The sequence below is a fragment of the Blastococcus sp. TF02-8 genome, from assembly GCF_003319175.1.
GTDB lineage: Bacteria > Actinomycetota > Actinomycetes > Mycobacteriales > Geodermatophilaceae > Blastococcus.
In genome coordinates this window covers 387,208-412,904 of sequence record NZ_QOHK01000002.1, presented here as the reverse complement: position 1 = coordinate 412,904, position 25,697 = coordinate 387,208, and the positions used below count along the sequence as shown (strand labels likewise).

The window sequence follows — 25,697 nt, the reverse complement described above, 5'->3', positions numbered from 1 at the left end:
ACCATCTGGGGGTGACGACGAACGACGGCGCCCCCGAGGCCGGGGCCCCCTACGACGCCGAGCTGATGACGGCGTCCACCGATCTGGGTGCGGCGCTGCGCGAGCTCATCGAGGCCTCCGTGGTCAGCACGGTGCCCGCCGCGGAGATCGCGGCCGCCGCCGAGCTGGTGCGCGAGGCGACGGCCCGCATCAGCACCTCGCGTCGGCCCGCCGCCCAGCTGCCCGTGCTCGACGACCCCTCCGTGGGCCGTCGGGTGTTCAACCCCGTCGTCGGCATCGGCAACGCGATCGCCCCGCCGCTGCTGGTGCGGCGGGAGGGGAACGGCGTCGCCGCGGAGGTCACCCTCGGGGTGGCCTACGAGGGCCCGCCCAGCTACGTGCACGGCGGGATGAGCGCCCTGTTCATGGACCAGCTGCTGGGCAGCGCGGCCGGGGCCGCGGGCCTGTGGGGCATGACCGCCCACCTCGAGCTGGACTACCGGGGGCCGCTGCCGCTGGAGACCCCCCTGGTCCTGCGGGCCTGGGTCGACAGCAACGAGGGCCGCAAGTCGGTCATCGCCGGCACGATCGCGCTCGCCTCGGCCCCGGACAAGCCGCTGGTGGAGGCGCGCGGCATCTTCGTCATGCCGCGCCCGGAGAAGGCCCAGGCGTACTTCGGCTCGATCACCGACGCCGCGGGCAAGCACACCCCGCCGCGCCGGCCGGGCGACGCGACCGCGGTGCAGTGGAGCTGACCGACGTCGCCGTCGCGGCCGCCGCGGCACAGGCCGCCGCGACCGCGCTGCTCCCCCTCCGGTCCGGTGGGCTGGAGGGCCGGGCCCTGGGCGACGCCGGCGACGCCGCGGCCCAGCGCGCGATCCTGGCGCTGCTCACCGCCGAGCGCCCGGACGACGTCGTCTTCAGCGAGGAGGCGGCCGACAGCGACCGCCGGCTGACCGCCGACCGCGTGTGGATCGTCGACCCGCTCGACGGCACCCGCGAGTACTCGGACCCCGGGCGCCACGACTGGGCGGTGCACGTGGCGCTGTGGACCGGCGGCGACCTGGTCACCGCCGCGGTGGCGCTGCCGGCGCTCGGCCAGGTGCACGTGACCGACCCCGTCCCGCCCCTTCCGGCGCGCCCGGACGGACCGGTCCGCATCGCGGTCAGCCGCACCCGTCCCCCGGCCGAGGCCGAGGCGGTGGCCCGCGCGACGAACGGCGAGCTGGTGCCGATGGGGTCGGCCGGCTACAAGACCCTCGCCGTCGTCCGCGGGGAGGTCGACGCCTACGTGCACTCCGGCGGCATGTACCAGTGGGACTCCGCCGCCCCGGTGGCGATCGCCCGGGCCGCGGGCCTGGTGACCTGCCGCCTGGACGGATCGCCCCTGGTCTACAACGCGCCCGATCCCTCGCTGCCCGACCTGGTCGTGGCCCGCCCCGAGCTGGCCGACCGGGTGCTGGCTGCGGCTCGCGCGGGGCGATAGCGGACACTGGAGGGGAATCCGCACCGACCCGATGGGGTTGGCGCACTGTGCTGCACCCCGTCCTCGATCCCCCGGAGCCCAGCCCCGTGACGACCCCCGACTACCGGCTCAGCCAGCTGGAGACGCTCGAGGCCGAGTCCATCCACGTGATCCGCGAGGTCGTCGCCGAGCTCGAGCGGCCCGTGCTGCTGTTCTCCGGCGGCAAGGACTCCATCGTGATGCTTGAGCTGGCCCGCAAGGCGTTCGCCCCGGCCCGCATCCCGTTCCCGGTCATGCACGTGGACACCGGGCTGAACTTCCCCGAGGTGCTGGAGTTCCGCGACAAGCGGGTCGCCGAGCTCGGTGTGCAGCTCGTCGTCGCCTCGGTCCCCGACGCGATCGCGGCCGGCACGGTGAAGGAGGAGCCCAACGGCTCCCGCAACCGGATCCAGACCCCGGTGCTGCTCGACGCCGTCGAGGAGCACGGGTTCACCGCGCTGTTCGGCGGCGCCCGGCGCGACGAGGACAAGGCCCGCGCCAAGGAGCGGATGTTCTCCTTCCGCGACGAGTTCGGCCAGTGGGACCCGAAGAACCAGCGCCCGGAGATCTGGGACCTCTACAACGGCCGCATCCACCTGGGCGAGTCGATCCGCGTCTTCCCGCTGTCGAACTGGACCGAGCTCGACATCTGGCAGTACATCGCGCGCGAGCAGATCGCCATCCCGCCGCTGTACCTCGCGCAGGAGCGCGACGTCGTCGAGCGCCAGGGGATGCTCTACGCGGTCAACGAGTTCATCACCCCGCGCGAGGGCGAGCAGGTGCGCCGCGAGAGCGTCCGCTACCGCACCGTGGGCGACGCCAACCTGACCGCCGCCGTGCCGTCCGAGGCGCGGACCGTCGAGGAGGTCATCGCCGAGATCGCGGTGACCCGGATGACCGAGCGCGGCGCCACCCGGGGCGACGACAAGGTGAGCGACGCGGCGATGGAGGACCGGAAGAAGGAGGGCTACTTCTGATGGCCCGCCCTCCGGCTGCGCCGGCGGTGCACCAGCGCCCGGACCACGACGGCGAGCAGCACCAGCCCGGTGACCCAGCCCGCCACCTCCGGCGGCCGCTGCGTCTCCACCCCCAGCGCGGCGCATACCTGCGTGGCGACCGCGTGCCCGACGACGTAGCCCAGGACGACCACGAGCAGCGCGGGCACCGCCACGACCACCACGAACACGCGCTGCCTCCCCGGACGCCGGCCCCCAGCGTCCGCCGCGCCGCCGTCCTCTGCCAGGAGATCTCCCGATGACCGCTCCGCACCCGGACCCCGCCGTCGACCTCCACTCCCGCGCGGCCGAGCAGGCCGCCGAGATCGCCGCCGCGCGCAAGGACATCCTGCGGATCGCCACCGCCGGCTCGGTCGACGACGGCAAGAGCACGCTCATCGGCCGACTGCTCTACGACAGCAAGGCCGTCTTCGAGGACCAGTACGAGGCCGTGGAGCGCGCCAGCGCCGGTGGCGACTACGTGAACCTGGCGCTGCTGACCGACGGGCTGCGCGCCGAGCGCGAGCAGGGCATCACGATCGACGTCGCCTACCGGTACTTCGCCACCCCGCGGCGCACGTTCATCCTCGCCGACACCCCGGGCCACGTGCAGTACACGCGGAACATGGTCACCGGCGCCTCCACCGCGGACCTGGCGATCGTCCTGGTCGACGCGCGCAAGGGCATGGTCGAGCAGAGCCGCCGGCACGCCTTCCTGGCCTCGCTGCTGCGCGTGCCGCACCTGGTCGTGGCGGTCAACAAGATGGACCTCGTCGACTGGTCCGAGGCGACGTTCGAGGCGATCCGCGACGAGTTCAGCGCCTTCGCCGCCAAGCTCGACGTCCCCGACCTCACCGTGGTGCCGATCTCCGCGCTGCACGGCGACAACGTCGTCCGGCGGTCGGAGCACACGCCCTGGTACGACGGCCCCTCGTTGCTGCACCACCTCGAGCACGTGCACGTGGCCAGCGACCGGAACCTGGTCGACGTCCGCTTCCCCGTGCAGTTCGTGATCCGCCCGCAGTCCGATGCCCACCACGACTACCGCGGCTACGCCGGGACGGTCGCCAGCGGCGTGCTGCGGACCGGCGACGAGGTGCAGGTGCTGCCCAGCGGTCTGACGACGACGATCGCCGGCATCGACGGCCCCCGAGGACCGGTCGAGGAGGCGTTCGCGCCGATGGCGGTGACCGTGCGGCTCGCCGACGACCTCGACGTCTCGCGCGGGGACATGATCTGCCGGCCGGCGAACGCTCCGCACGTCACCCAGGACCTCGACGCGCTGGTGTGCTGGATGACCGACGAGCCGCTGCGCCCGCGGCAGCGGCTCGCCGTGAAGCACACGACCCGCACGGTGCGCGGCATGGTCAAGGAGCTGCAGTACCGGCTCGACGTGAACTCGTTGCACCGCGACCAGGAGGCCGGCGAGCTCGGGCTCAACGACATCGGCCGGGTGAAGCTGCGCACCACGCAGCCGCTGTTCGTGGACGACTACGCGCGCAACCGGGTGACCGGCCGGTTCATCCTCGTCGACGAGGCCACCAACGCGACCGTCGGCGCCGGGATGCTCGTCCCCGGCAGCTAGCAGCCCCGTCCTCCCTCACCGTTCCGGGTCCTCCCTCACGGTCGACCACGAGGGAGGACCCATGACGATCAGGTCACCTGATCGTTCCGGGCCGCCGGGGTCCGGACGCAGCGCCGCCCCCGGCCCGACATGCGGGACGGGGGCGGCGCGGGGTCGTGCGGCTCAGGCCTGGTCGGTCGGCGCGGGCGCGGCGCTCGGGTCGCCGTCCCAGTCCTTGCCGGCGACGTCGGCGTTCTCCGACGCGCTGTCGGTCTGACCGGCGACGGTCTCGATCATCTCCTCGTCGGAGATCCCCTCGCCGGCGGCGTGGGTGTTGGGCTCGCTCATCGCAGTCCCCTTCCTGTGGGTCGCTCCTGACAGGAGCCTCCCCGCTGCGGGGCCGCGGCAAACCAGCGACGGCGTCACACCGCGCGACGGGTCAGAGGCGCTGCGGGCGGAGCTCGAACCAGACCCGCTTGCCGCCGCGGTGGTCCTCGCAGCCCCAGCGGTCGGCCACGACCTCGACCATGTGCAGGCCACGGCCCCGGGTGCTCTCGGGGTCGAGCTGCTGGACGGCGGGACGCGCCGGCGAGCAGTCGATGACGGCCAGGCGCAGCCAGTCCTCGGAGTAGGTCGCCTCCAGCGTCAGGCAGTCCGAGCCGCCCACGTGGTCCACCACGTTCGCGATCAGCTCCGTCACCAGCAGCGCGGCGTCGTCGTGGTCCTGACGGGCACCCCAGGCCTGCAGCAGCTCACGGACGAGCCGACGTCCGACCGGCACGCTGGCGGCGGTCGGCGGCAGGTCGAAGCTGGCGGTGAGGGTGGACATGGTGTGCGTTCCGTTCTGCCGGGGCGGTGCGGCGGAGTTGCCCGTGCACTGGTTATCGGCAGTGCGGTGACGCCTCTCGACTGGGTTGCCCACAACTTTCCCCGTTGGAGGGACGATCGCGCAACCCCTGTTGCATGTCATGTCCGTTGCGCGCAACGGACGTTGCCGTACGGTGGAGGGACCAGTCCCGTCCCCGCGTCGAGAGGACCCGCATGACCGTTCCCGGGCCCCCGTCCGACGACGCCGCGACCCGGGCGCTCGAGGCCCTGATCGGGCAGATCGACAGGTCCGTCGAGGAGCTGCACCGGGCGCGGGAACGAGCGGTGACGCTCCTGGCCGATCGCCGGGCCGGCCGCCGCTGGTTGGAGCTGGTCACCCAGGAGTCCCGCCCACTGGTGGTCGAGAGCATCTCGTCGGTGCTGTCCTCCCTGGCCACCGCCGGGCACACCTGGCGCCGCGAGGAGGCCGCGGCCCTGCAGCGCGAGCAGGTGAGCATCAACCGGATCGCCGCCCTGTTCGGGGTCACGCGCCAGCGCATCTCGGCGCTGCTCAAGGGCACCGGCCCCACGGCCGGCGACTAGGCCAGGACGGCGTCGATCGCCTTGTAGATCCGCTGCTCGGACACCGGGCGGGGCGTGCCGACGGTCTGCGCGAACAGCGCGACCCGCAGCTCCTCGATCATCCAGCGCACCCGCACGACCGGATCGTCCGGAGCCCCGGTGGAAGGCACCTGCCGGCGCAGCTGCTCGTACTCCGCGGTGACCGCCGCGACCTGCTGCATCGACACCTGGTCGCGCGCGGCGTTGGCCGGGAGCTTCTCCAGCCGGTGGCTCATCGCGGACAGGTACCGCACGATGTCGGGCAGGCGCCGTCGACCGGCCGCCGCCACGAAGCCCCGGTGCAGCAGGCCGGTCATCTGCGCACGCAGGTCGGCGACCGCCGCCTCGGGAACTCGGCGGCCCGGCGCGGCACCGATGGCCACCGCGACCTCCCGGGCGCGGGTCAGCACCGCCTCGACACGCTGCACGGTGTCGGCCGTGAGCTGCGGGAGCTGCGCCTTGGCGGCGGTCACGAGGGCGCCGAACGCCGCTTCGTCGCGGGGCGGACCTCCCGCGGCAGCGACCAGCTCGTCGGCGGCCGCGTCCGCGCAGTCGGCGACGAGGTCGGGGATCTCGCCGTCGGGGTTGAACTGCAGGGCCAGCCGGGTGGCCGGCCGCAGCCCCTTCACCACCTGCCGGACCGGGGACCCAACGACCAGCACCAGGAGCCGGCGGACGCCGAGCCGGGTGAGGCGGGCGGCCTCGGACCGGGTGGGAACGACGCGCACGCCGACGGTCGACCCCTCGTCCACCAGCGCCGGGAAGGCGGTGACCACGTGCCCTCCGCGCCGTACCTCGACCGACTCCGGCAGCGTGCCGAAGATCCATGCCGTCGCACCGGTGCGCTCGTGGTCGGAGGCCGCCCGGGCGAGGCTCGTCCGTGCCTGGGGCGCGACCTGGGCCCGCAGCGCACCGAGGTCCTTGCCCTGCGCGAGCGGCCGGTGCTGGTCGTCGAGCACCCGGAAGGTGGCCCGCAGGTGCCCGGGCACCTGCGCCGGCTGCCACGCGTCGGGCGGGACGACGACGCCCACGGCGCGGCGCAGCTCCCGTTCGAGCGCCGGCAGCAGCGGCTCGGTCACCTCGATGCGCGGGAGCACCTCGCGTACGCGGTCCGGGATCGGCACCAGCGCGCGGCGCAGCTGCTTGGGCAGTGACCGCAGCAGCTCGGTGACGAGCTCGGCGCGGAGCCCGGGCACGGTGAACGCCAGCGACTCGCCGGCAGTCCGCTCGGCGACGGAGTCCAGGACACCCAGGGGCACGTCGACGGTCACGCCGTCCTCGGGGGCGCCGGGGGCGAAGGCGTAGGAGAGCGGCAGGGTCAGCCCCTGCGTCAGCCGCACCTCGTCGGGGAAGTCCTCGGCGCGCACCTCGGCGGCCACCGCCGCGTTGGTCAGCATCTCCGGCGTGAAGGTCAGCAGGTCCGGGTGCGTGTGCCGGGCCCGCTTCCACCAGGTGTCGAAGTGCCGGGTGGAGACGACGTCGGCGGGGATGCGGGCGTCGTAGAGCTCGAACAGCGTCTCGTCGTCGACCCCGATGTCGCGGCGGCGGGCGCGCTCCTCGAGCTCGGCGACCCGTTCGATGGCCCGCTGGTTGTCGGCCCAGAACCGGTGGTGGGTGGTCCACTCCCCCTGCACCAGCGCGTGCCGGATGAACAGCTCCCGGGAGACGACGGGGTCGATCGAGCCGTACTGCACGCGCCGGCCGACGACCAGCGGCAGCCCGTAGAGGGTGACCCGCTCGGTGGCGACGACGCTGCCGCGCTTGGCGTCCCAGCGCGGCTCGGAGTACTGACGCTTCACCAGGTGCCCGGCGAGCTTCTCGACGTCCTCGGGATCGACGCGCGCCACCGTGCGGGCGAACAGCCGGCTGGTCTCCACGATCTCGGCGGCGACCACCCAGCGGGGCGGCTTCTTCGCCAGGGGCGTGCCCGGGGCGAGCACGAAGCGGGTGTTGCGCGTGCCGAGGTACTCGCGGCCGGGCCGGCCGGGCTTCCCGTCCCGGCCCTTCGCGGGCTCCACCTGCAGGCCGACGTGCGAGAGCAGGCCGGCGAGGAGCGAGGCGTGGATGCCGCGCTCGTCGGGCTCGGCCGCCGGCTCCCCCAGGTTCATGCCCAGCCGGCGGGCCGTCCCGCGGAGCTGACCGTGCAGGTCCTGCCACTCCCGGATGCGCAGGTAGTGGAGGAACTCGCGCTTGACCGTGCGGCGGAACTGGTTGCCCGAGAGCGCCTCCTGCTGCTCCCCCAGGTACCGCCACAGGTTGAGCAGGGCCAGGAAGTCGGAGTTCCCGTCGGCGAATCGGGCGTGCAGCTCGTCGGCGGCCTGCTGGTGTTCGCTCGGCCGCTCGCGGGGGTCCTGGATGGTGAGACCGGCCGCGATGACGAGGACCTCGTCCAGCACCCCCCGGCGGTCTCCCTCCACGACCATGCGGGCCATCCGCGGGTCCAGCGGCAGGGCGGCCAGGGCGCGGCCGGTCTCGGTGAGCTTCCCGTCCCCGTCGAGGGCGTGCAGCTCCTCGAGGAGAGCGAGGCCGTCGGCGACCGCGCGGCTGTCGGGCGGGTCGACGAAGGGGAACTCCGCGACCTCCCCGAGGTCGAGCGCCGCCATCTGCAGGAGGACGGAGGCGAGGTTGGTGCGCAGGATCTCCGGGTCGGTGAACTCCGGCCGGCTCTCGAAGTCCTCCTCGGTGTAGAGCCGGATGGCGATGCCGGGTCCCAGGCGGCCGCAGCGGCCGGACCGCTGGCGGGCCGAGGCCTGGCTCACCGGCTCGATCGGCAGTCGCTGCACCTTCGTGCGATGGCTGTACCGGGAGATCCGCGCCGTCCCGGGATCGATGACGTACCGGATGCCGGGAACGGTCAGCGAGGTCTCGGCGACGTTGGTCGACAGCACGATCCGCCGTCCGGTGTGCGGCGCGAACACCTTGTGCTGGTCGGCGGCCGACAGCCGCGAGTACAGCGGGACGATCTCGGTGTTCGGCAGTGCGCGCTCGGCGAGGGCGTCCTGGGTGTCGCGGATCTCCCGCTCGCCGGCCAGGAAGACCAGGATGTCGCCCGGCCCCTCCACCACCAGCTCGTCGACGGCGTCGACGATCGCGGTGACCTGGTCCCGGTCGGGGTCGGCGTCCGGATCGTCCGGGTCGACGACCGGGCGGTAGCGGACCTCCACCGGGTAGGTCCGCCCGCTGACCTCCACGACCGGGGCGTCCCCGAAGTGCTTGGCCACCCGCTCGACGTCGATCGTCGCCGAGGTGATGACCAGCTTGAGGTCGGGGCGACGCGGGAGGATCTGCGCCAGGTAGCCCAGCAGGAAGTCGATGTTGAGGCTCCGCTCGTGGGCCTCGTCGATGATGATCGTGTCGTACTGGCGCAGCAGCCGGTCGTGGCCGATCTCCGCGAGCAGGACGCCGTCGGTCATCAGCTTGACCAGGGTCGAGTCCGACACCTGGTCGTTGAAGCGCATCTTGTAGCCCACGGCACCGGAGCCCAGCTCCGTGCCCAGCTCCTCGGCGATGCGCTCGGCGACGCTGCGCGCGGCGATGCGCCGCGGCTGGGTGTGCCCGATCCGCCCGCGCACCCCGCGCCCCAGCTCGAGGGCGATCTTGGGCAGCTGCGTGGTCTTGCCCGAACCCGTCTCGCCCGCAACGACGACGACCTGCGAGTCGCGGAGCGCCGCGGCGATGTCGTCGCGGCGGCCGCTGACCGGCAGGTCCTCCGGATAGCCGACGACCGGGACCGCTGCCCGCCGTCGGGCGATCCGCTCCTCGGCCGCGCTGACCTCGACGGCGATCCGCTCGCGCTGCCGTTCACGGGCCTGCGGATCGCGGGTGCGCCGCAGCCCGTCGAGCCGGCGGCGCAGCCGGTGCTCGTCGGCGAGGGTGAGGGCCTTGAGTCGCGCCTGGAGATCGTGCTGCGGGGCACTCACGGTGGGGCTCGGGTTCCTCTCGGCTCGGTAGGGGTCCCAGGATCCCACCTCGCGACAGCCCCCATCCTGCGGGCGCCGCGAATCCCGCGACCGATCAGGGTCAGGCCACGCGGAGGATCCGCACCGGGTCCCGGTAGGCGGCGGTCAGCGCCGGGGGGAGACTCGCGACGAGGGCCACCAGGATTGCCGTCACGGCGACACCGGCCGTGAACTCGGCGGCCGGTAGCGCGCCGGCAGTGCGCCAGACGGTGATCAGCCCGATGGCTGTCCCGGTTCCCGCGCCGATCCCGGCCGCGACGAGCCCGTGCAGCACGACGACGGCGACGATCACCGGCCGCGAGGCACCCAGGGCCCGGCGCCGTCCGAACTCCCGTCGCCGCGAGCTCACGGCGGCGAAGAGCGTGGTGGCGATCAGCACCAGGCCCACTCCCCAGACCAGGAGCATCATCCGGCGGCCGGAGCTGCCCAGGTCACCGGCGACGACCTCCCGGAGGTCCAGGACCGTGGTGGAGACCTCGACCCGGATCTGGGTCGCATCGTCGGCGCTGAGCGCCGCCCGGGTCGCAGCGGCGAGCACCTCCACGTCGTCGACCTCCTCGACGAGGACGTAGAGCCTGCGCAGCGTCGGTTCGGCCACCCTGTCCGGCCCCCGGAGGAGCACGCCGTCGTTCAGCCCGTCGAGCGGCGCCACGGCGGTGAAGGAGCCCACGAGGGCGGCGTCGAGCTCCGCGCCCATTACGCCGCCGACCGGCTGGGCCAGGCCGAGCACCTGCTGCGCCCCGGGGCTGACCAGCGCCTCTCCGGCGGCCGGGAGCCGCCCGCCCACCCGGATCTCGGCGGGGACGTCTCCGTACAGCAGACGCCCGGGCACCGGTGGGCCGGCGGACCCGAGGACGGCGTTGCGGACGTCGACGACCGGTCCCACGCCCAGGGCCCACTGCACGCCGTCGAGCCGGCTCACCATGTACACCGATCGCGCCGACATCCCCGCCGCGCCGGACACGTCCTCGGCCACGATGGTGCGGGATCCGACGTCGCCCAGCCGCGACAGCACCCGCTGCTCGGCGGCGGCCGACTGCCCCGTAGTGGCGAAGACGACCCCGCAGACGGCAGCGACGACGAGGGCGGTGACCACGGTCGGCACTCGCTGCACGCGCGCGGTGACCAGCGCCTCGCGCACGAGGTGCCACGGGCGGAGGCCGCCGCTCGTCATGCGAGCACCAGGTGCCGCGCTCCCGCGGCCCGGGAGGTGTCGTGGGTGGCCACGACGACAGTTCCCCCGCGCGCTGCCGTGTCCGCGCAGGCCTGCCACACCACGGCGGCGGACTCGGCGTCGAGATTGCCGGTCGGCTCGTCGGCGAGGAGCAGGAGCGGCTCCTTGATCAGCGCGCGGCACAGCGCGACCCGCTGGGCCTGGCCGCCGGAGATCTCGCCCGGTCGGTGGTCGACCCTCGCCCGCACGCCGAACTGCTCGAGGAGGTCATGGGCCCGCGCCCGGCCCACCGGTCCGGTGAGACCGGCGTACAGACCGCCTTCCAGGACGTTGTCCAGGATCGTGCGTGCCGGGTCCAGCAGCGCGTCCTGGAAGACGAACCCGATGCGCTCCGCCCTGATCCGCGAGCAGGTCCTGTCGTCCGCGCCGGTCAGGTCGACGTCGCCCCACCGCAGCCGGCCGGAGGTCGGCCGCAGCAGCATGCCGAGCAGGTACAGGAGCGTGGACTTGCCGCGCCCCGACGCCCCCGTCACCACCGTGACCGTTCCCGGCTCGAAACGGGCGCTCATCCCGTCCAGCACGGCCGCCGCTCCGGGCCGGTAGGCGAAGGTCAGGTCCTCGACGACCAGGCCCTCGGTCATGACGGCCCATCGGCGGACGCGGGCGCGCCGACCCCGGCCCCGGGCAGCAGCCGGACCCTGTCGCCGATCTCCACTCCGGAGACCACCGCCCGCCCCTCGGCCGCAGCCACGATCTCCACCGGGGCCTGCTGGCCGTCCTCGTGGACCACGTGGGTGGTGCCGTCCGGCGCCGTGACGATCGCCGCGACCGGGAGCACGGGGCCACTCGTCTCCGGGACCAGGACCACGTCGGTCCGGTAGCGGGGTGCACCCGACACGGGGACCTGACCGCAGTCGGCACCGCAGAGCGCGCCGCCGCCGGGACCGGTGAGGCGCAGGCGGAGGTCGCCCTCGGGAGTGGCCACCGCATCGGCGATGACGCCCGACCACGACGTGTTCCCGGCGTGCACCTCCACCGCCGCCGTCAGCGGCACCGAGTCCTGCTGCTGCGAGGACAGGACGACGGCGAACTCCGGGGCGTCCGCGAGCGCGGACAGCGCGGCCTGACCGGGCGAGACGATGGCGCCCACCTGGAGCGCGTCGTCGACCAGCACCCGGGCAGGCAGGCGCGGGACGAACAGGAGACCGGCCGGGCCGACCGTGCCGGTCGGCGGACGCCCGAGCGCGCGCTGCCAGGCGCGAACCGCCCCCGCGGTGTCCTCGCCGTACCTGCTGTCCGCCGTCCGCAGGCGTCCTTCGGAGACGAGGAACTGCTCGAGCTGCCGGACGTCGGCACCCTCGAGGCCCACGGAGAGATCCCGGAAGGCCGGCACGGCCCCCGGCAGTGCGACGACCGGCTCCAGGCCCACGGTGTAGACGACGTCGCCGGCGGTCAGCGTGTCGCCGTCGGCCACGTCGACGCTGGTCACCGTGCCCGACGCCGCGTTGACCGCCAGCGGGGCCGGTGCCCACGTCGCCTCGGCGGTGAACGAGACGGCCTGGCCGACGGTGCCCTCGACGACCTCGTACATGATCGGATCGGCCGCGGCCGGCGACGCCGACTCCGGTGGGCTGAGGGTGGCCCGCCCGGCCCACCAGCCCGTCCCGAGGGTCAGCAGCGCGAGCCCGAGGGCACCGGCCCGCGCGACCCAGGGGTTGCGTCGGGCGGTGCGGCTGGGGCCGCCACTGGTCTCCGGTTCAGCCATCGACGCCCTGGGCGGCGAAGTACGCCGGCCACCCGTCGCGCGGGGCCTGGGGGCACTGCTCCTCGACCCCGGGGGCGGGCGCCGTGAGCTCGAACCACGGCAGCCACGGGGGCTGCCCGTTCGAGAGGCTGGCACGGTAGCTGTCGGTCCACTGCTGCACCGTCGGCGGCTCGGAGATCGGGTACCCGAGGCCGATGAGGCACTCCCGGGTACCGACCTGGAACTCGTACATCGCGGCGAACTGGGCGTCGGAGTAGTCGGGGGGCGCCGGCGTCCCCAGCTCGCGCTGGCACGCAGCGAAGGCGCGGTCGAACCCCTCCGGGTCGCCCTCGCTGCCCGGGAACGTGGCAGCGCCGTCCGTCGTCACCGCCGGCCACCCCCTCCCGGCGAGGCAGTCGAGGATCGCGGCGTCGTACTCGGCGTCCGACCCTTCGAAGACCGCCCCCGCCGACGAGGCGGCCGCCGGTGCCCGCCCGCCGGTCCCGGTCGCGCCTCCGTCGGCGCTCTCGGCGGAGGAGCACCCGCTGGCAAGGGTGGTGGCGAGGACGAGCCCCGCCACCACCAGCCGTGCCGTTCGATTCATCGGGAGCAGGGGCCGATCACGGCTGGCTGGAGTTGCAGCCGGCGTAGGTGCCCGAATCGCTGATCCCCCCGGTGATCGAGGCGGCCCAGTAGCCACCGCCGTTGCCGTACGGGGAGTACCTGGTCGCGGTCGCCCACACCCCCGTGGACGAGTTCAGGTAGCTGCGCGATCCACCCGGGGGCTGCAGCGTGCCGGTGCCGTAGTACCGCACCGTTGCGTACGCGGACTGGGTGCTGGCGCAGTACTTGGTGCCGCTCTTGCCGACGGCGGCGTGCGCAGGCAGCGCCGTGGCGACGACGGCGACAGCCGCGGCCGCGAGGACGCCCGAGCGTCTCTTCATGAACGCTCCTTCCGTCGGAGCACCCTGCTCCGGGGCGCCGAACCTAGTGGCGCGGAAGTCCTGGAACAAGAGGTTTCGGAACTCGTTCCTCTCGGGCGCGAGAGCCCCCACGCCGGTGGGCGGGCAGGGGTTCCTCCCGGGCAGCACGGGTACAGGGGGCCACGGATCGGGGGCCGGCCCTCTGAAGGCGGTACCCGGCCCGTCCGCGGGCGTCGGGCAGGTCACATGGCCGGACGATTGCCGGCATACCGCAGCCGGATGTTTGCTTCGTACAACGGCATGTGCCGTGCACCGAATCCGGAAGGCCCTTCGTGACGACGTCCGCTGCCCCCGGCCCGCCGCCGGACCGGTCGGCGGACCTGCGCGCCCTGGCCGACGAACTGCCCCGGTTCTTCCGGCTGGTCCAGGCCGCCCGCACCCGGCTCTCCAGCCCCACCCGCGACCGCGCCGGGCTCCTGCTCCTGCACCCGCTGGCCCGGCTCGGGCCGCTGCGTCAGGGCGCGCTCGCCGAGCTGGTGCACGCCGACCCGTCGACGATCAGCCGGCACGTCGCCGCGCTGGTCGAGGCGGGGCTGGTCCGTCGCGCGGCCGATGCGTCCGACGGCCGCGCAAGCCGCCTGGTCATCACCGACGATGGGCTTGCCACGCTCGTCGCGCTCCGCGACGAGCGGGAGGCCCACCTCACCGCCGTCACCGCCGCATGGAGCGACGACGACGTCGGCACGTTCACCACCTTGCTGCGCAGATTCCTCGACGATCTCGCCGCCGCGCTTCCCGGCTGGCCGGGGACCGCTTCCGTACCGTCCACCAGCACCTCTGCCACGTCCCCTCGGGAGAACCGATGAGCCAGTCCACCGCGAACGATCGGCGGGACGCCCGCGCCGCGGCTGCCGCCCCCCGGGAGCGACGGCACCTTCACGCACCGCCAGATCCTCACGATCCTCGGCGGCCTGATGCTCGGCATGTTCCTCGCCGCGCTCGACCAGACCGTCGTCTCGACCGCCATCCGCACGATCGCCGACGACCTGAACGGCTACGACCTGCAGGCGTGGGCGACGACGGCCTTCCTGATCACCTCGACGATCGCCACGCCGCTCTACGGCAAGCTCTCCGACCTGTACGGGCGGCGTCCCTTCTACCTGTTCGCCATCGGCGTGTTCGTCATCGGCTCGATGCTCTGCGGGCTGGCCGACTCGATGTACCAGCTGGCGGCCTTCCGAGCGGTCCAGGGCATCGGAGCCGGTGGCCTGATGTCGCTGGCCCTTGCGATCATCGGTGACATCGTGCCCCCGCGGGAGCGCTCGCGGTACCAGGGCATGTTCATGGCCGTCTTCGGCACGTCGAGCGTCCTCGGGCCCGTCATCGGCGGCTTCTTCGCCGGCCGCAGCTCGCTGCTGGCCATCGACGGCTGGCGCTGGATCTTCTACATCAACGTGCCCCTCGGCATCGCGGCGTTCCTCGTCGTCATGCGGGTGCTCCACCTGCCGCACACCCGCCGTGACCACCGGATCGACTGGCCGGGCGCGCTCGCGCTGATCGTCTGCCTGGTGCCGCTGCTCATCGTCGCCGAGCAGGGCCGCCTCTGGGGGTGGGGCTCGGGCCGGGCGCTGACCTGCTACGCCATCGGCGCCCTCGGGCTGGTGCTGTTCGTCCTCGCCGAGCGGGCCTACCGGGACGACGCCCTGCTGCCGCTCCGGATGTTCCGGAACCGCAGCTTCGCGGTGAGCAGTGTCGGCAGCGTCGTCCTCGGTGCCGGCATGTTCGGCGGCATCCTGCTGCTGCCCCAGTACCTGCAGATCGTGCACGGCTCGAGCCCGACCGTCGCCGGCCTGCAGATGATCCCGCTGGTGCTCGGCATCATGACCGGCGCGATGAGCTCGGGCATCATCATCGGGAAGACCGGCAAGTACAAGATCTATCCGCTGATCGGCACGGTCTTCATCGTCGTGGCCCTCGTCTCGATGTCGTTCATCATCGACGCGGACACCTCGGTCTGGACGCTCGTGCCGTTCATGATCCTCATGGGCCTCGGGCTCGGCTTCAACTTCCAGCCGGTGATCCTGGCCGTGCAGAACGCCGTCCGCCCGACCGAGATGGGGGTCGCGACCTCCTCGGTGACGTTCTTCCGGCAGATGGGCCACGATCGGCGTGGCCGCGTTCCTCTCCATCCTCTTCACCACGCTGCCGAACAAGATCAACGACGCCGTGACCTCGGCGGTCGCCGCGAACCCCGAACTCGGCCCGCAGTTCCAGCAGCTGGGTGCCGGCGGTGGCGGGAACCTGGACGACACCTCCTTCATCCAGAAGCTCCCGGACGCGCTGGCCCGGCCGTTCGAGACCGGGTTCTCCGACTCGATCGACCTGGTCTTCCTCGTCGCGGCCGTGGTGGTCGCCCTCGGCTTCTTCGTGCTGCTGTTCCTGCCGGAGCTGCCCCTGCGCAACCAGTCGGGCATCCAGGCCCAGCAGGCGGCGGCCGGCACGGCGACGACCGACCAGCGCGACCCCGTCGAGCAGGCCGTCGAGGCGGCGGGTGCCGCTGCCCCGACGTCCACGCCGCCGCCGGTGGGCCGCCCCGGCGACACCCCTCGATCCCCTGGTGATCAGGTCTCCTGATCGTCACGGGTCCTCCCTCACGGTCGACCGCGAGGGAGGACCCGGAACGGTGAGGGAGGACGAGGGCGGGGGCGCGGAGAAGGTGTCCGCGGCCACAACTGCCCCGCTTCCCTGGGCATAGAGTCGGGGCATGCCGTCGTCGTTGATCCTGTCCCGCCGCGACCTGGACTTCCTGCTGCACGAGTGGCTCGACGTCGAGTCGCTGACCAAGCGGCCGCGCTTCACCGAGCACTCCCGCGAGACCTTCGACGCCGTGATGGACCTGGCCGAGCAGATCGCCGCCGACCACTTCGCGCCGCACAACCGCAAGGCCGACGAGAACGAGCCGCACATGGTCGACGGCAAGGCCGTGCTGATCCCCGAGGTGGCCAAGGCGCTCAAGGTCTTCACCGACGCGGGGCTCATGGCCGGCTCCTTCGACGAGGAGTACGGCGGCATGCAGCTGCCGCACACCGTCGGGCAGGCGGTCTTCGCCTGGTTCAAGGCGGCCAACGTCGGGACGTCGGCGTACCCGTTCCTGACGATGGGCAACGCGCGGCTGCTGCTCGCGCACGGCACCCCGGAGCAGATCGACACGTTCGTCCGGCCCGAGCTCGAGGGCCGCTGGTTCGGCACCATGGCGCTGTCGGAGCCGCAGGCCGGCTCCTCCCTGGCCGACATCACCACCAGGGCCGAGCCGCAGGACGACGGCACCTACCGGCTGACCGGCAACAAGATGTGGATCTCCGGCGGCGACCACGAGCTGACCGAGAACATCGTGCACCTGGTGCTGGCCAAGATCCCCGGCGGACCGGCCGGCACCAAGGGCATCTCGCTGTTCATCGTGCCCAAGTTCCTGGTGAACGACGACGGCACCCTCGGGGAGCGCAACGACGTCGTCCTGGCCGGCCTCAACCACAAGATGGGCTACCGCGGGACGACGAACACGCTGCTCAACTTCGGCGAGGGCGTGCACACCCCGGGCGGGCGGGCCGGGGCGGTGGGCTACCTCGTCGGCGAGCCGCACCGCGGCCTCACCTACATGTTCCACATGATGAACGAGGCGCGGATCGGCGTCGGCGTGGGCGCCACGGTGCTCGCCTACACCGGTTACCTGCACGCGCTCGAGTACGCCCGCACCCGCACCCAGGGCCGGCCGGCCGGCGCGAAGGACCCGGCCTCGCCGATGGTGCCGATCATCGAGCACACCGACGTGCGCCGGATGCTGCTGGCCGCCAAGTCCTACGCCGAGGGCGGCATGGCGCTGGGCCTGTACTGCGCCCGACTGGTCGACGAGGAGCAGACCGCCGAGTCGCCGGAGGAGCGGGAGCGGGCCCACCTGCTGCTGGACATGCTGACGCCGGTCGCCAAGGCCTGGCCCTCGCAGTGGGGCCTGGTCGCCAACGACCTGGCCATCCAGGTGCACGGCGGCTACGGCTACACCCGCGACTACCCGGTCGAGCAGTTCTACCGGGACAACCGGCTGAACCCGATCCACGAGGGCACGCAGGGCATCCAGTCGCTGGACCTGCTCGGCCGCAAGGTCGTCATGCAGGGCGGCGCGGGCCTGGCACTGCTCGGCGAGACGATCGCCGCGACCACCGCCCGCGCCGCCGGCACGGAGTGGGCCGGGTTCGCCGCCGACCTCGATGCCGCCGTGGCGCGGATGGGCTCGGTCACAGCGGCCCTGTGGGGCACCGGCGACCCTGACGTGGCACTGGCCAACTCGCACGTCTACCTGGAGGCCGCAGGGCACGTCGTCGTCGCCTGGCTGTGGCTGGAGCAGGCACTGGCGACCGGGACGGGGACCGGGTCGTTCTACGAGGGCAAGCGGGCAGCGGCGCGCTACTTCTGGCGCTGGGAGCTCTCCCGCACCCGCGGGTGGTTCGACCTGCTCGAGTCGCTCGACCGCACGGTGCTGGACACCCCGCCCGACGTGTTCTGACCGTTCGACCCCGGACAGCACGACGCCCCGCCCTCCCGGAGGAGAGCGGGGCGTCGTCGGTCAGTGGTCAGGCGCTGGCGCCGACCGCCTCGGAGGCGGTGCGCGGACCGGCCGAGCGGGCAGCGGCGCGCTGCTCCTGCTCGTACCGGGCGGTGGACTGGGTGCCCATCGCGATGACCAGGGCCGTCAGGACCAGGAACCCCAGCAGGGCCACGGCCGGCCACATCATCATCAGATCTCTCCCCCATCGCGCTGTACTGCGTCTGCATGTCCTCGGCGCCATCCGTCAGGGCGGCGCACGTCGTCGGACGACTCTTCCCCCGATCCGTCGCTCGGTAATCGTCGGATCGTGTACTTCACCTGACGGGGTGTGATCGGAACCACACGGATGGGTGCGAGAACGGCGCCGTCAGGGCCGTCGGAGGGTCGTGGTCTGATCGACACGTGTCCGACCCCACAGCGCCTGCCACCCGGCCCGCGGTGCTGGTTCTCGCGCTGTCGCTCGGGGTGACGACGCTGTCGGTGCTGCAGAGCCTCGTCGTCCCGTCGCTCGGCCGGATCCAGGAGCAGCTCGGCATCTCCGCGAGCGCCGCCGGCTGGGTGCTCACCGCCAACCTGCTCGCCGCTGCCGTGCTGACGCCGGTTCTCGGCCGGCTGGGCGACCTGCGGGGCGAGCGGCCGGTGATCCTGGGCATCCTGGCGACGATCTCGTTCGGCACCCTCCTGGCGATCGTCACCGAGTCGCTGCCGCTGCTGCTGGTGGCCCGCATCCTGCAGGGCGCCTCGTACGGGCTCTTCCCGCTGTCCATCAGCGCGCTCCGCCGGGAGCTGCCCGAAGGGCGCCTCGGCGTGGCCATGTCGGTGGTCAGCAGCACGCTGGCGGTGGGCGGCGTGGTGGGGCTCGTCGCCACCGGGCTCCTGACCGGCGACGACGGCGACTACCGGCACGCCTTCTGGGTCGGCCTCGGCGCCGGGCTGGTGTCGCTCGCCCTCGTCGCCTGGCTGCTCCCCCGCCACCCGGGCGCAGCGACCGGCCGCATCGACTGGTGGGGGGCGCTGGTCCTCGGGGCAGGGCTGGTGCTCCTCCTGCTGCCGCTCTCCCAGGGACCGACCTGGGGCTGGGCCTCCCCCGGCACCCTCGGCTGCCTCGGAGGGGCCGTCGTCGTCCTCGCCGGCTGGGTGGTGCTGCAGCGGCGCACGGCCGAACCGCTGGTGCGGCCGGCGATGCTGACCGACCGGCGCACCGTCGTCCCCAACCTCGCCGGCCTCATGACGGGCATCGCCCTGTTCGCCTCGTTCCTGGCCGTCCTCCAGTACGTGCAGTCCCCGCCGGAGGTCACCGGCTACGGGTTCGGGGCCGGCGTGCTGGAGGCCGCCGTCGTCTACCTGCTGCCCGGCGGCGTCCTCGGGATCCTGGTCGCGCCGTTCGCCGGGCGGGTGGTGAGCCGTCTCGGGGCGCTGCCCACGCTGATCGCCGGCGCGGGTTGCGGCGTCGTCGGCTTCGGGCTGCTGGCCGGGCTCCGCGGTGAGCCGTGGCAGGTGATCGTCGCCGGCCTCCTCACGCAGCTGTCGGTCACGGTGGCCTACGCCGCCCTGCCGGCCCTGGTCGTGCAGGCGGTGCACGAGGACGAGACGGGCGTGGCGAACGCGGTGAACTCCATCGCCCGGTCCGTCGGCCAGGCGCTCGGCAGCACGATCGCGGTGACCCTCATCGCGGCCGCCGTCGACCCGGCGACGGGGCTGCCGCGGGCGCTGGCCTTCACCCTCGTCGCCCTGGTGGGCGTGGTCGCCTCGGCCGTCGTCGTGGTCGTGGCGGTCGTCGGTCTGCGGACCGGGACCGGCCACCGCGAGGACGCGCTCGCCGACGTCGAGGAGGCCACCGCCGGTGCCGGGGAGTGGTCCCCGGTCTCCGGGTTGCGCTGAGCCACGGCACATCGATACCGAACCGACACCCGCGTGTCCGGCATGGAACCGGATCGTCCGGGGCATCGGGGGGAGGACCGCCCTCGTTCCCCGGAGGACCTTCCATGGCCCGATCCACCGGCTCCAGCCGCACCGCGGCGGACACCCGTTTCCACGGCAACCACGCCGCCGCCGACCCGGCCCCCGACGACGACAACGTCAGCGGCACCCGGTCGGACTTCGCGCCCACCGGCGCCGACCCCTCACCCAAGGTCGGGGGCACGCTGAAGCGGACGCTGAAGGAGTTCAGCGAGGACAACCTCACCGACTGGGCCGCCGCACTCACCTACTACGGCGTGCTGGCACTCTTCCCCGCCATCGTCGCCCTGCTGTCGATCGTCGGCCTGATGATGGACCCGAAGGAGATGACCGACGCGCTGACGGCGGTGCTCCCCCAGGGTGCCGCGAACACCGTCGGTCCGGTCATCGACCAGCTGGCCAGCAACCAGGCCGCCGGTTTCGGTCTCGTGCTCGGTCTCGCCGGCGCCATCTGGTCCGCGTCCGGCTACGTCGGCGCCTTCACCCGCGCGGCCAACATCGTCTACGAGACGCCGGAAGGCCGGAAGGTCTGGAAGCTCAAGCCGCTCCAGCTGCTGGTCACCCTGATCGGCGTCCTGTTCGCCGCCGTGATCGTGGCCATGGTCGTGCTCAGCGGCCCGATCGTGGAGGCCGTCGGTCGTGGCATCGGCCTGGGTGACACCGCGCTCACCGTCTGGAACGTCGCCAAGTGGCCGGTGATCGTGGTGCTGGTCGCCCTGATGATCGCCGTCCTCTACTACTCGACGCCGAACGTGAAGCTGCGCGGGTTCAAGTGGGTCAGCCCCGGTGCCGGCGTCGCGCTGCTCGTCTGGGCCGTCGCCTCGGCCCTGTTCGCCTTCTACGTGGGCAACTTCGGCAGCTACAACAAGACCTACGGCACCCTCGCCGGCGTGGTCATCTTCCTGATCTGGTTCTGGTTGACCAACGTGGCGCTGCTCTTCGGCATCGAGCTAGACGCCGAGATCGAGCGGGGCAAGGAGCTCAAGGAGGGCGTGCCGCGGGCCGAGAAGGAGATCCAGCTCGACGCCCGCGAGACCCCCAAGGACAAGCAGACGACCTGAGAGAGGCCGTCCCGCCCCACGCACGGCAGTGGCCCTCTCCCTTCCCGGGAGAGGGCCACTGCCGTGTCGTCAGCGACTCGTCGGCGGTCCGTCACCTGTCCGGGACAGCGGCAACCGCTCGATGACGGCGGCGACCCCGGCCAGCCCCCGGCTCAGCGCGCGCCCGGCCGGGACGAACCGCTCCGGCACCCGGCGGACCCCGGCGTCGACCAGGTCACGGGTGCGGTCGACGAGCGAGAGCGGCAGCCCGGAGAGCGCGTTGCCCGGCGGGCGGCGCGACACCGTGGGGTGCGGCCGGGTGGGTGAGATCCGGGCCATGAGCGCCCAGCGCCGACCGAGCGCCCGGAGCTCCTCGTGGCTCATCGCTTCCTGCAGGCGCGGGAAGAGCACGTCCTCCTCGTCGCGGACGTCCTCGCGCAGGACCTCCACCAGGCGGCGCAGCCGGGCCGGGCGCTCGGGGTGATCCACCCCGTCGCGCTCCAGGGCGGTGACGAGCTCGTTGACCTCCTGGTGCTCCTTCTCCACCTGCAGGGTGAGCGCGTCGCCGTCCGGTAGGACCCGGCGGATGACCGGCCACAGCACCGTCTCCTCGGCGAAGGCGTGGCTGAACACCAGCCGGTCGATGCGGTTGAGCACCTCCTCCTGCGCGGTGCCGGTGCTGCCGTCGAGCTCCTGCAGCAGCCGGTCGAGCTCGATGTGGTCCTTGCGCTGGCGGACCAGGACGCTGCCGGTGCCGCCGAGCTCCTCGACGGTCTGGTCGGCGATGGATCGGGTCACGGAACGCCTCCTGGGTCTCGGGGTTCGGCTGTGCCGTGCCCGCTCACCCGTTCGCGCAAGCGCCGGTTGTGGTGAGGCCTCACGGGTAGGTGGCAGCGATGACCGACCGCTCGACGATCACCTCCGACTTCTACGACCTCGAGGCCCTCCTCTACGACGAGGAGCGCGCCCTGCTGTACCGGGTCCGCACCTTCATGGACGAGCAGGTCGAGCCGGTGATCAACGAGTACTGGACCCGCGGGGAGTTCCCCCGCCAGCTCATCCCGGCGATGGCCGAGCTGGGGATCGCCGGGAACCCCTACGTCGGCTACGGCTGCCCGGGCCGCTCGCAGCTGCTCGACGGCATGGTCGCCATGGAGCTGTCCATGGGCGACCCCTCGATCTCCACGTTCATGGGCGTGCACGGCGGCCTGGCCATGGGCTCGATCTACCTCTGCGGCTCCGAGGAGCAGAAGGAGCGCTGGCTCCCGGCGATGGCCCGCATGGAGCTGATCGGCGCCTTCGGCCTCACCGAGCCCGAGCACGGCTCCGATGTCGCCAAGGGGCTGCAGACGACGTGCCGGCGCGACGGCGACTCCTGGGTCCTCGACGGCGAGAAGAAGTGGATCGGCAACGCGAGCTTCGCCGACCTCACCATCATCTGGGCGCGCGACGTCGACACCGACCGGGTGCTCGGCTTCGTCGTCGAGAAGGGGACGCCGGGGTTCACCACCGTCGACCTCGAGGACAAGATCGCCCTGCGGGTGGTGCAGAACGCGCACATCACGCTCTCCGGCGTCCGGGTGCCGGAGGAGAACCGGCTGCAGGAGGCGCACAGCTTCCGGGAGACGGCGAACGTGCTGCGCATGACCCGCGCCGGCGTGGCGTGGTCGGCCGTCGGCTGCTCCCGCGGCGCCTACGAGCACGCGCTGCGCTACGCCATGGACCGCAAGCAGTTCGGGCAGCCGATCGTGGAGTTCCAGCTCGTGCAGGACCTGCTCGTGCGCATGCTCGGCAACATCACCGCCTCGGCGGCCATGTGCGCACGGCTCTCCCACCTGCAGGGCGCCGGCGAGATGACCGACGAGCAGGCGTCGCTGGCCAAGGCGTTCTGCACGATGCGGATGCGCGAGACCGTCGGCTGGGCGCGCGAGCTGATGGGCGGCAACGGGATCCTGCTGGAGAACCACGTGGGCCGGTACGTCGCGGACGCGGAGGCGATCTACAGCTACGAGGGCACCCGCGAGGTGAACACCCTGATCGTGGGCCGCGGTGTCACCGGCGCCAGCGCGATCGTCTGACGGGACGACCGCCCTGAGGTGAGGGCGCCGACGGCCCTGGCGCCGTCGACGCCCTGCCGGGTGCGACCCGCTGTGGTTGAGTGGGTCAGGTCACATCAGCGTCTCGGGGGACGGCAGCCGGCTCTCCCGCAGGCGGTGCGCGCGAAGGAGACCGCCATGGCCCAGCCCGCCACCGAGCCCGCCCGCAACGCCTCCGCACCACCGCGCGAGCGCCCCGAGGCCGTTCCGGAGACGGGCACCCCGGAGGCGGCGGCGGAGGCCGCCACGGGGCTGGACATGGTGCTGGTCGACGCCGCCCGCGGCCCGCTGCGCCGGCTCGTCCCGCCGGCCGGGACGGCCCTGCGCTTCGGCTCGTCCCTTGCTCGCAGGCCCCGGACCGTCGCAGCCCGCGCGGGTGAGCTGGTCGGCGAGCTGGGCCGGATCGCCGTCGGCCGGTCGGAGCTCGCGCCCGGCAAGAAGGACAAGCGGTTCGCCGACCCGGCGTGGCAGGGCAACCCGCTGCTGAAGCGGGCGATGCAGCTGCACCTGGCCACCGCGCGCACCGCGTGGGAGCTGATCGAGGACGCCGACCTCGACTGGCAGGACGACGAGCGGATCCGCTTCACCGCGACCAACCTCGTCGACGCGCTGGCTCCGAGCAACGTGCCGTTCCTCAACCCGCTGGCGCTCAAGGCCACGATCGACACCGGCGGCCGCAACGTCGTCGAGGGCGTGCGCCGGATGGTCTCCGACCTCACCTCACCGCCGCGGGTGCCCTCGATGGTCGAGCCCGACGCGTTCACCGTCGGGGAGGACCTCGCCATCACGCCCGGCGCCGTCGTCTTCCGGTCGCCGGTGTTCGAGCTGATCCAGTACCGGCCGGCGACGGAGCAGGTCCGCTCGCTGCCGCTGGTGATGGTGCCGCCGACGATCAACAAGTACTACATCACCGACCTCGCGCCGGGCCGCAGCATCGTCGAGCACTACGTGGCCTCCGGCCAGCAGGTGTTCATGATCTCCTGGCGCAACCCCGACGAGCGGCACGCCGACTGGGATCTCGACACCTACGGCCAGGCGCTGATCGACGCGATGGACGTCGTGGAGCGGATCACCGGCCAGGAGCAGGTCGCCCTCCAGGCCTTCTGCTCCGGCGGGATCATCACGGCGATGGTGCTGGCCCACCTGGCCGCCACCGGACGGCAGGAGCGGGTCCGCGCCGCGAGCTTCGCCGTCACCGTCCTGGACTGGTCGCGAGCGGGCACGGTGTCGGCGCTCATGGACCCGGAGGCCGTCGAGGCAGCCACCGAGCGGTCGCGGAAGAAGGGCTACCTCGACGGCGCCCAGCTCGCCGAGGTCTTCGCCTGGCTGCGGCCCAACGACCTGATCTGGAACTACTGGGTCAACAACTACCTGCAGGGCAAGCCCCCGCCGAACTTCGACATCCTGTTCTGGAACGCCGACACCACCCGGATGTCGGCCGGGCTGCACCGCGACTTCATCGACGTCGCCGTCCGCAACGCGCTCACCGAGCCCGGTGCGGTGTCGATGCTCGGCTCCCCGGTGGATCTCTCGGCGGTCACCGTGGACACCTACGCCACCGCCGGCGTCGCCGACCACCTGTGCCCCTGGGAGGCCTGCTACCGGACGACGCAGCTGCTCGGCGGCGAGAGCCGGTTCGTGCTCTCGACCAGCGGCCACATCGCCTCGCTGGTGAACCCACCCGGCAACCCGAAGTCCACGTTCCAGGTGGCTGGCTCCACGCCCCCGGACCCGAAGCAGTGGGCCAAGGCCGCCGAGACAGTCAAGGGCTCCTGGTGGCCGGACTTCATGACCTGGCTGGGCGAGCGCTCCGGTGAGGAGATCGACGCTCCGACCGAGCTCGGGGGCAACGGGCTGGAGGTGCTCGCCGAGGCGCCGGGGACCTATGTCTTCGACAAGTAGCCCGGAGGTCGTCCGGAGCCTGACGGTCCAGGGTCGGACGATCCGCACCGCCGTCCGCCGGGGCACCGACGACGACGTGCCGCCGCTGCTGCTGATGAACGGCATCGGCGCCAGCCTCGAGGTGCTCCAGCCGCTGGTCGACGCCCTGGACCCGCGGCGGACCGTCGTCCGCTTCGACGTCCCCGGCGTCGGCGGCTCCCCCCGCCCCGTCGTCCCCTACGTGCTGTCCACGCTGAGCCCGGTGGTCGCGGGCCTGCTGAGCAAACTCGGGTACGACGACCCGGTCGACGTGCTCGGGCTCTCCTGGGGCGGCGGGCTGGCCCAGCACTTCGCCGTCCAGCACCGCCGGCGTTGCCGGAAGCTCGTGCTCGCCGCGACCGCGACCGGGTCGCTCATGGTGCCGGCGCATCCGCGGGTGCTCGCCCGCATGCTCACCCCCCGGCGCCACCGGGACCCCGACTACGCCCGGCGCATCGCCGGTGACATCTATGGCGGCACCATGCGCACCGAGCCCGAACGTGCGGCTGCGGCCCTGCACGCCAACACCCGGGTCGGCCCCAGGCGCGGCTACTACTACCAGCTCGCCTCCAGCGCGGGCTGGAGCTCCCTGCCCTTCCTGCGGCTGATCCGGCAGCCCACGCTGGTGGTCGCCGGCGACGACGACCCGATCATCCCCGTGGTCAACGCCCGGGTGATGGCACGGCTCCTCCCCCAGGGCCGGCTGCACGTCTACCGCGGCGGGCACATCGCGCTCATCACCGAGGCCGCGGAGCTGGCCCCGGTCATCGAGCGCTTCCTCGACGAGTGAGCAGCGCCGTCAGCTCGGCGCA

Annotated in this window: 24 protein-coding genes; 13 read left to right on the top strand and 11 right to left on the bottom strand. The window is 72.9% G+C overall.

The annotated features are described in order from the left end of the window. Window positions 1–11: 11 nt before the first annotated feature. The 3 genes from DQ237_RS06085 to cysD all read left to right on the top strand — a co-directional run bounded on the left by DQ237_RS06085 (window position 12) and on the right by cysD (window position 2,460). The gene (locus DQ237_RS06085) at window positions 12–734 is read left to right on the top strand and encodes a PaaI family thioesterase (protein WP_240619443.1); all 723 of its coding nucleotides are present in this window, start codon (window positions 12–14) and stop codon (window positions 732–734) included. After that, window positions 725–1,465 (top strand): inositol monophosphatase family protein, encoded by a 741-nt coding sequence (locus DQ237_RS06080; protein ID WP_113798153.1) that lies wholly within the window; start codon window positions 725–727, stop codon window positions 1,463–1,465. The genes DQ237_RS06085 and DQ237_RS06080 overlap by 10 nt, the downstream gene beginning before the upstream one ends. Before the next feature lie 86 nt (window positions 1,466–1,551). Further along, window positions 1,552–2,460, top strand: a complete 909-nt coding sequence (gene cysD, locus DQ237_RS06075) for a sulfate adenylyltransferase subunit CysD (protein WP_113798567.1) — start codon at window positions 1,552–1,554, stop codon at window positions 2,458–2,460. On the opposite strand, the gene DQ237_RS06070 is transcribed toward cysD, so the two are convergent. Further along, window positions 2,451–2,669, bottom strand: a complete 219-nt coding sequence (locus DQ237_RS06070) for a hypothetical protein (RefSeq protein WP_113798151.1) — start codon at window positions 2,667–2,669, stop codon at window positions 2,451–2,453. The two genes, cysD and DQ237_RS06070, sit on opposite strands and share 10 nt — an antisense overlap. 68 nt (window positions 2,670–2,737) lie before the next feature. Here DQ237_RS06070 and DQ237_RS06065 point away from each other — a divergent pair, with 68 nt between their 5' ends. After that, window positions 2,738–4,063: a sulfate adenylyltransferase subunit 1 gene (locus DQ237_RS06065; protein WP_113798149.1), complete on the top strand. Its 1,326-nt coding sequence runs from the start codon at window positions 2,738–2,740 to the stop codon at window positions 4,061–4,063. A gap of 162 nt (window positions 4,064–4,225) precedes the next feature. Here the strand turns inward: DQ237_RS06065 and DQ237_RS19660 are convergent, their stop codons facing one another. Both DQ237_RS19660 and DQ237_RS06060 read right to left on the bottom strand, forming a co-directional pair. Beyond that, entirely contained in the window at window positions 4,226–4,390 is a 165-nt protein-coding gene (locus DQ237_RS19660) for a hypothetical protein (RefSeq protein ID WP_166509515.1), read from the bottom strand. Window positions 4,391–4,481: 91 nt separating this feature from the next. Continuing rightward, complete coding sequence (locus tag DQ237_RS06060; protein ID WP_113798147.1) at window positions 4,482–4,871, bottom strand: ATP-binding protein; 390 nt, start codon at window positions 4,869–4,871, stop codon at window positions 4,482–4,484. A 212-nt stretch (window positions 4,872–5,083) separates the two neighbouring features. On the opposite strand from DQ237_RS06060, the gene DQ237_RS06055 reads away from it, so the two are divergent. Beyond that, window positions 5,084–5,452: a hypothetical protein gene (locus tag DQ237_RS06055; RefSeq protein ID WP_113798145.1), complete on the top strand. Its 369-nt coding sequence runs from the start codon at window positions 5,084–5,086 to the stop codon at window positions 5,450–5,452. On the opposite strand, the gene hrpA is transcribed toward DQ237_RS06055, so the two are convergent. The 6 genes from hrpA to DQ237_RS06025 all read right to left on the bottom strand — a co-directional run bounded on the left by hrpA (window position 5,449) and on the right by DQ237_RS06025 (window position 13,291). Then, window positions 5,449–9,390 carry an ATP-dependent RNA helicase HrpA gene (hrpA, locus tag DQ237_RS06050; protein ID WP_113798143.1) on the bottom strand — a complete coding sequence of 1,314 codons (3,942 nt, stop codon included), beginning with the start codon at window positions 9,388–9,390 and terminating at the stop codon, window positions 5,449–5,451. The genes DQ237_RS06055 and hrpA overlap by 4 nt on opposite strands. A gap of 100 nt (window positions 9,391–9,490) precedes the next feature. After that, on the bottom strand, window positions 9,491–10,603 hold the full coding sequence (locus tag DQ237_RS06045) for an FtsX-like permease family protein (RefSeq protein ID WP_113798141.1): 1,113 nt from the start codon (window positions 10,601–10,603) through the stop codon (window positions 9,491–9,493). Continuing rightward, complete coding sequence (locus DQ237_RS06040; RefSeq protein ID WP_113798139.1) at window positions 10,600–11,244, bottom strand: ABC transporter ATP-binding protein; 645 nt, start codon at window positions 11,242–11,244, stop codon at window positions 10,600–10,602. Before DQ237_RS06040 ends, DQ237_RS06045 begins: the two co-directional genes overlap by 4 nt. Continuing rightward, window positions 11,241–12,368, bottom strand: coding sequence for a peptidoglycan-binding domain-containing protein (locus DQ237_RS06035; RefSeq protein WP_113798137.1), 1,128 nt, complete (start codon window positions 12,366–12,368; stop codon window positions 11,241–11,243). The genes DQ237_RS06040 and DQ237_RS06035 overlap by 4 nt, the downstream gene beginning before the upstream one ends. Beyond that, window positions 12,361–12,951: a hypothetical protein gene (locus DQ237_RS06030; protein WP_147251752.1), complete on the bottom strand. Its 591-nt coding sequence runs from the start codon at window positions 12,949–12,951 to the stop codon at window positions 12,361–12,363. Before DQ237_RS06030 ends, DQ237_RS06035 begins: the two co-directional genes overlap by 8 nt. A gap of 16 nt (window positions 12,952–12,967) precedes the next feature. Further along, window positions 12,968–13,291 (bottom strand): hypothetical protein, encoded by a 324-nt coding sequence (locus tag DQ237_RS06025; protein ID WP_113798133.1) that lies wholly within the window; start codon window positions 13,289–13,291, stop codon window positions 12,968–12,970. 311 nt (window positions 13,292–13,602) lie between these two features. Here DQ237_RS06025 and DQ237_RS06020 point away from each other — a divergent pair, with 311 nt between their 5' ends. From DQ237_RS06020 to DQ237_RS06010, 3 genes are all read left to right on the top strand, one after another. Next, window positions 13,603–14,136, top strand: coding sequence for a MarR family winged helix-turn-helix transcriptional regulator (locus tag DQ237_RS06020; protein ID WP_113798131.1), 534 nt, complete (start codon window positions 13,603–13,605; stop codon window positions 14,134–14,136). 108 nt (window positions 14,137–14,244) lie between these two features. Further along, window positions 14,245–15,891 (top strand): MDR family MFS transporter, encoded by a 1,647-nt coding sequence (locus DQ237_RS06015; protein WP_240619442.1) that lies wholly within the window; start codon window positions 14,245–14,247, stop codon window positions 15,889–15,891. A gap of 143 nt (window positions 15,892–16,034) precedes the next feature. After that, entirely contained in the window at window positions 16,035–17,828 is a 1,794-nt protein-coding gene (locus tag DQ237_RS06010; protein WP_113798129.1) for an acyl-CoA dehydrogenase, read from the top strand. A gap of 67 nt (window positions 17,829–17,895) precedes the next feature. On the opposite strand, the gene DQ237_RS19655 is transcribed toward DQ237_RS06010, so the two are convergent. Continuing rightward, a complete protein-coding gene (locus tag DQ237_RS19655; RefSeq protein WP_166509514.1) occupies window positions 17,896–18,060 on the bottom strand; it encodes a hypothetical protein in 165 nt (54 codons plus the stop codon). Between the two features lie 212 nt (window positions 18,061–18,272). Here DQ237_RS19655 and DQ237_RS06005 point away from each other — a divergent pair, with 212 nt between their 5' ends. Both DQ237_RS06005 and DQ237_RS06000 read left to right on the top strand, forming a co-directional pair. Next, the gene (locus tag DQ237_RS06005; protein WP_113798127.1) at window positions 18,273–19,751 is read left to right on the top strand and encodes an MFS transporter; all 1,479 of its coding nucleotides are present in this window, start codon (window positions 18,273–18,275) and stop codon (window positions 19,749–19,751) included. Between the two features lie 104 nt (window positions 19,752–19,855). Next, window positions 19,856–20,890: a YihY/virulence factor BrkB family protein gene (locus DQ237_RS06000; protein WP_113798125.1), complete on the top strand. Its 1,035-nt coding sequence runs from the start codon at window positions 19,856–19,858 to the stop codon at window positions 20,888–20,890. Between the two features lie 69 nt (window positions 20,891–20,959). Here the strand turns inward: DQ237_RS06000 and DQ237_RS05995 are convergent, their stop codons facing one another. Beyond that, entirely contained in the window at window positions 20,960–21,667 is a 708-nt protein-coding gene (locus DQ237_RS05995) for a hemerythrin domain-containing protein (protein ID WP_113798122.1), read from the bottom strand. Window positions 21,668–21,765: 98 nt separating this feature from the next. On the opposite strand from DQ237_RS05995, the gene DQ237_RS05990 reads away from it, so the two are divergent. The 3 genes from DQ237_RS05990 to phaZ all read left to right on the top strand — a co-directional run bounded on the left by DQ237_RS05990 (window position 21,766) and on the right by phaZ (window position 25,675). Continuing rightward, window positions 21,766–22,947: an acyl-CoA dehydrogenase family protein gene (locus DQ237_RS05990; RefSeq protein WP_113798120.1), complete on the top strand. Its 1,182-nt coding sequence runs from the start codon at window positions 21,766–21,768 to the stop codon at window positions 22,945–22,947. Between the two features lie 156 nt (window positions 22,948–23,103). Then, complete coding sequence (locus DQ237_RS05985; protein WP_113798118.1) at window positions 23,104–24,867, top strand: alpha/beta hydrolase; 1,764 nt, start codon at window positions 23,104–23,106, stop codon at window positions 24,865–24,867. Then, window positions 24,851–25,675, top strand: a complete 825-nt coding sequence (phaZ, locus tag DQ237_RS05980; protein ID WP_113798116.1) for a poly(3-hydroxyalkanoate) depolymerase — start codon at window positions 24,851–24,853, stop codon at window positions 25,673–25,675. Before DQ237_RS05985 ends, phaZ begins: the two co-directional genes overlap by 17 nt. Window positions 25,676–25,697 lie beyond the last annotated feature (22 nt).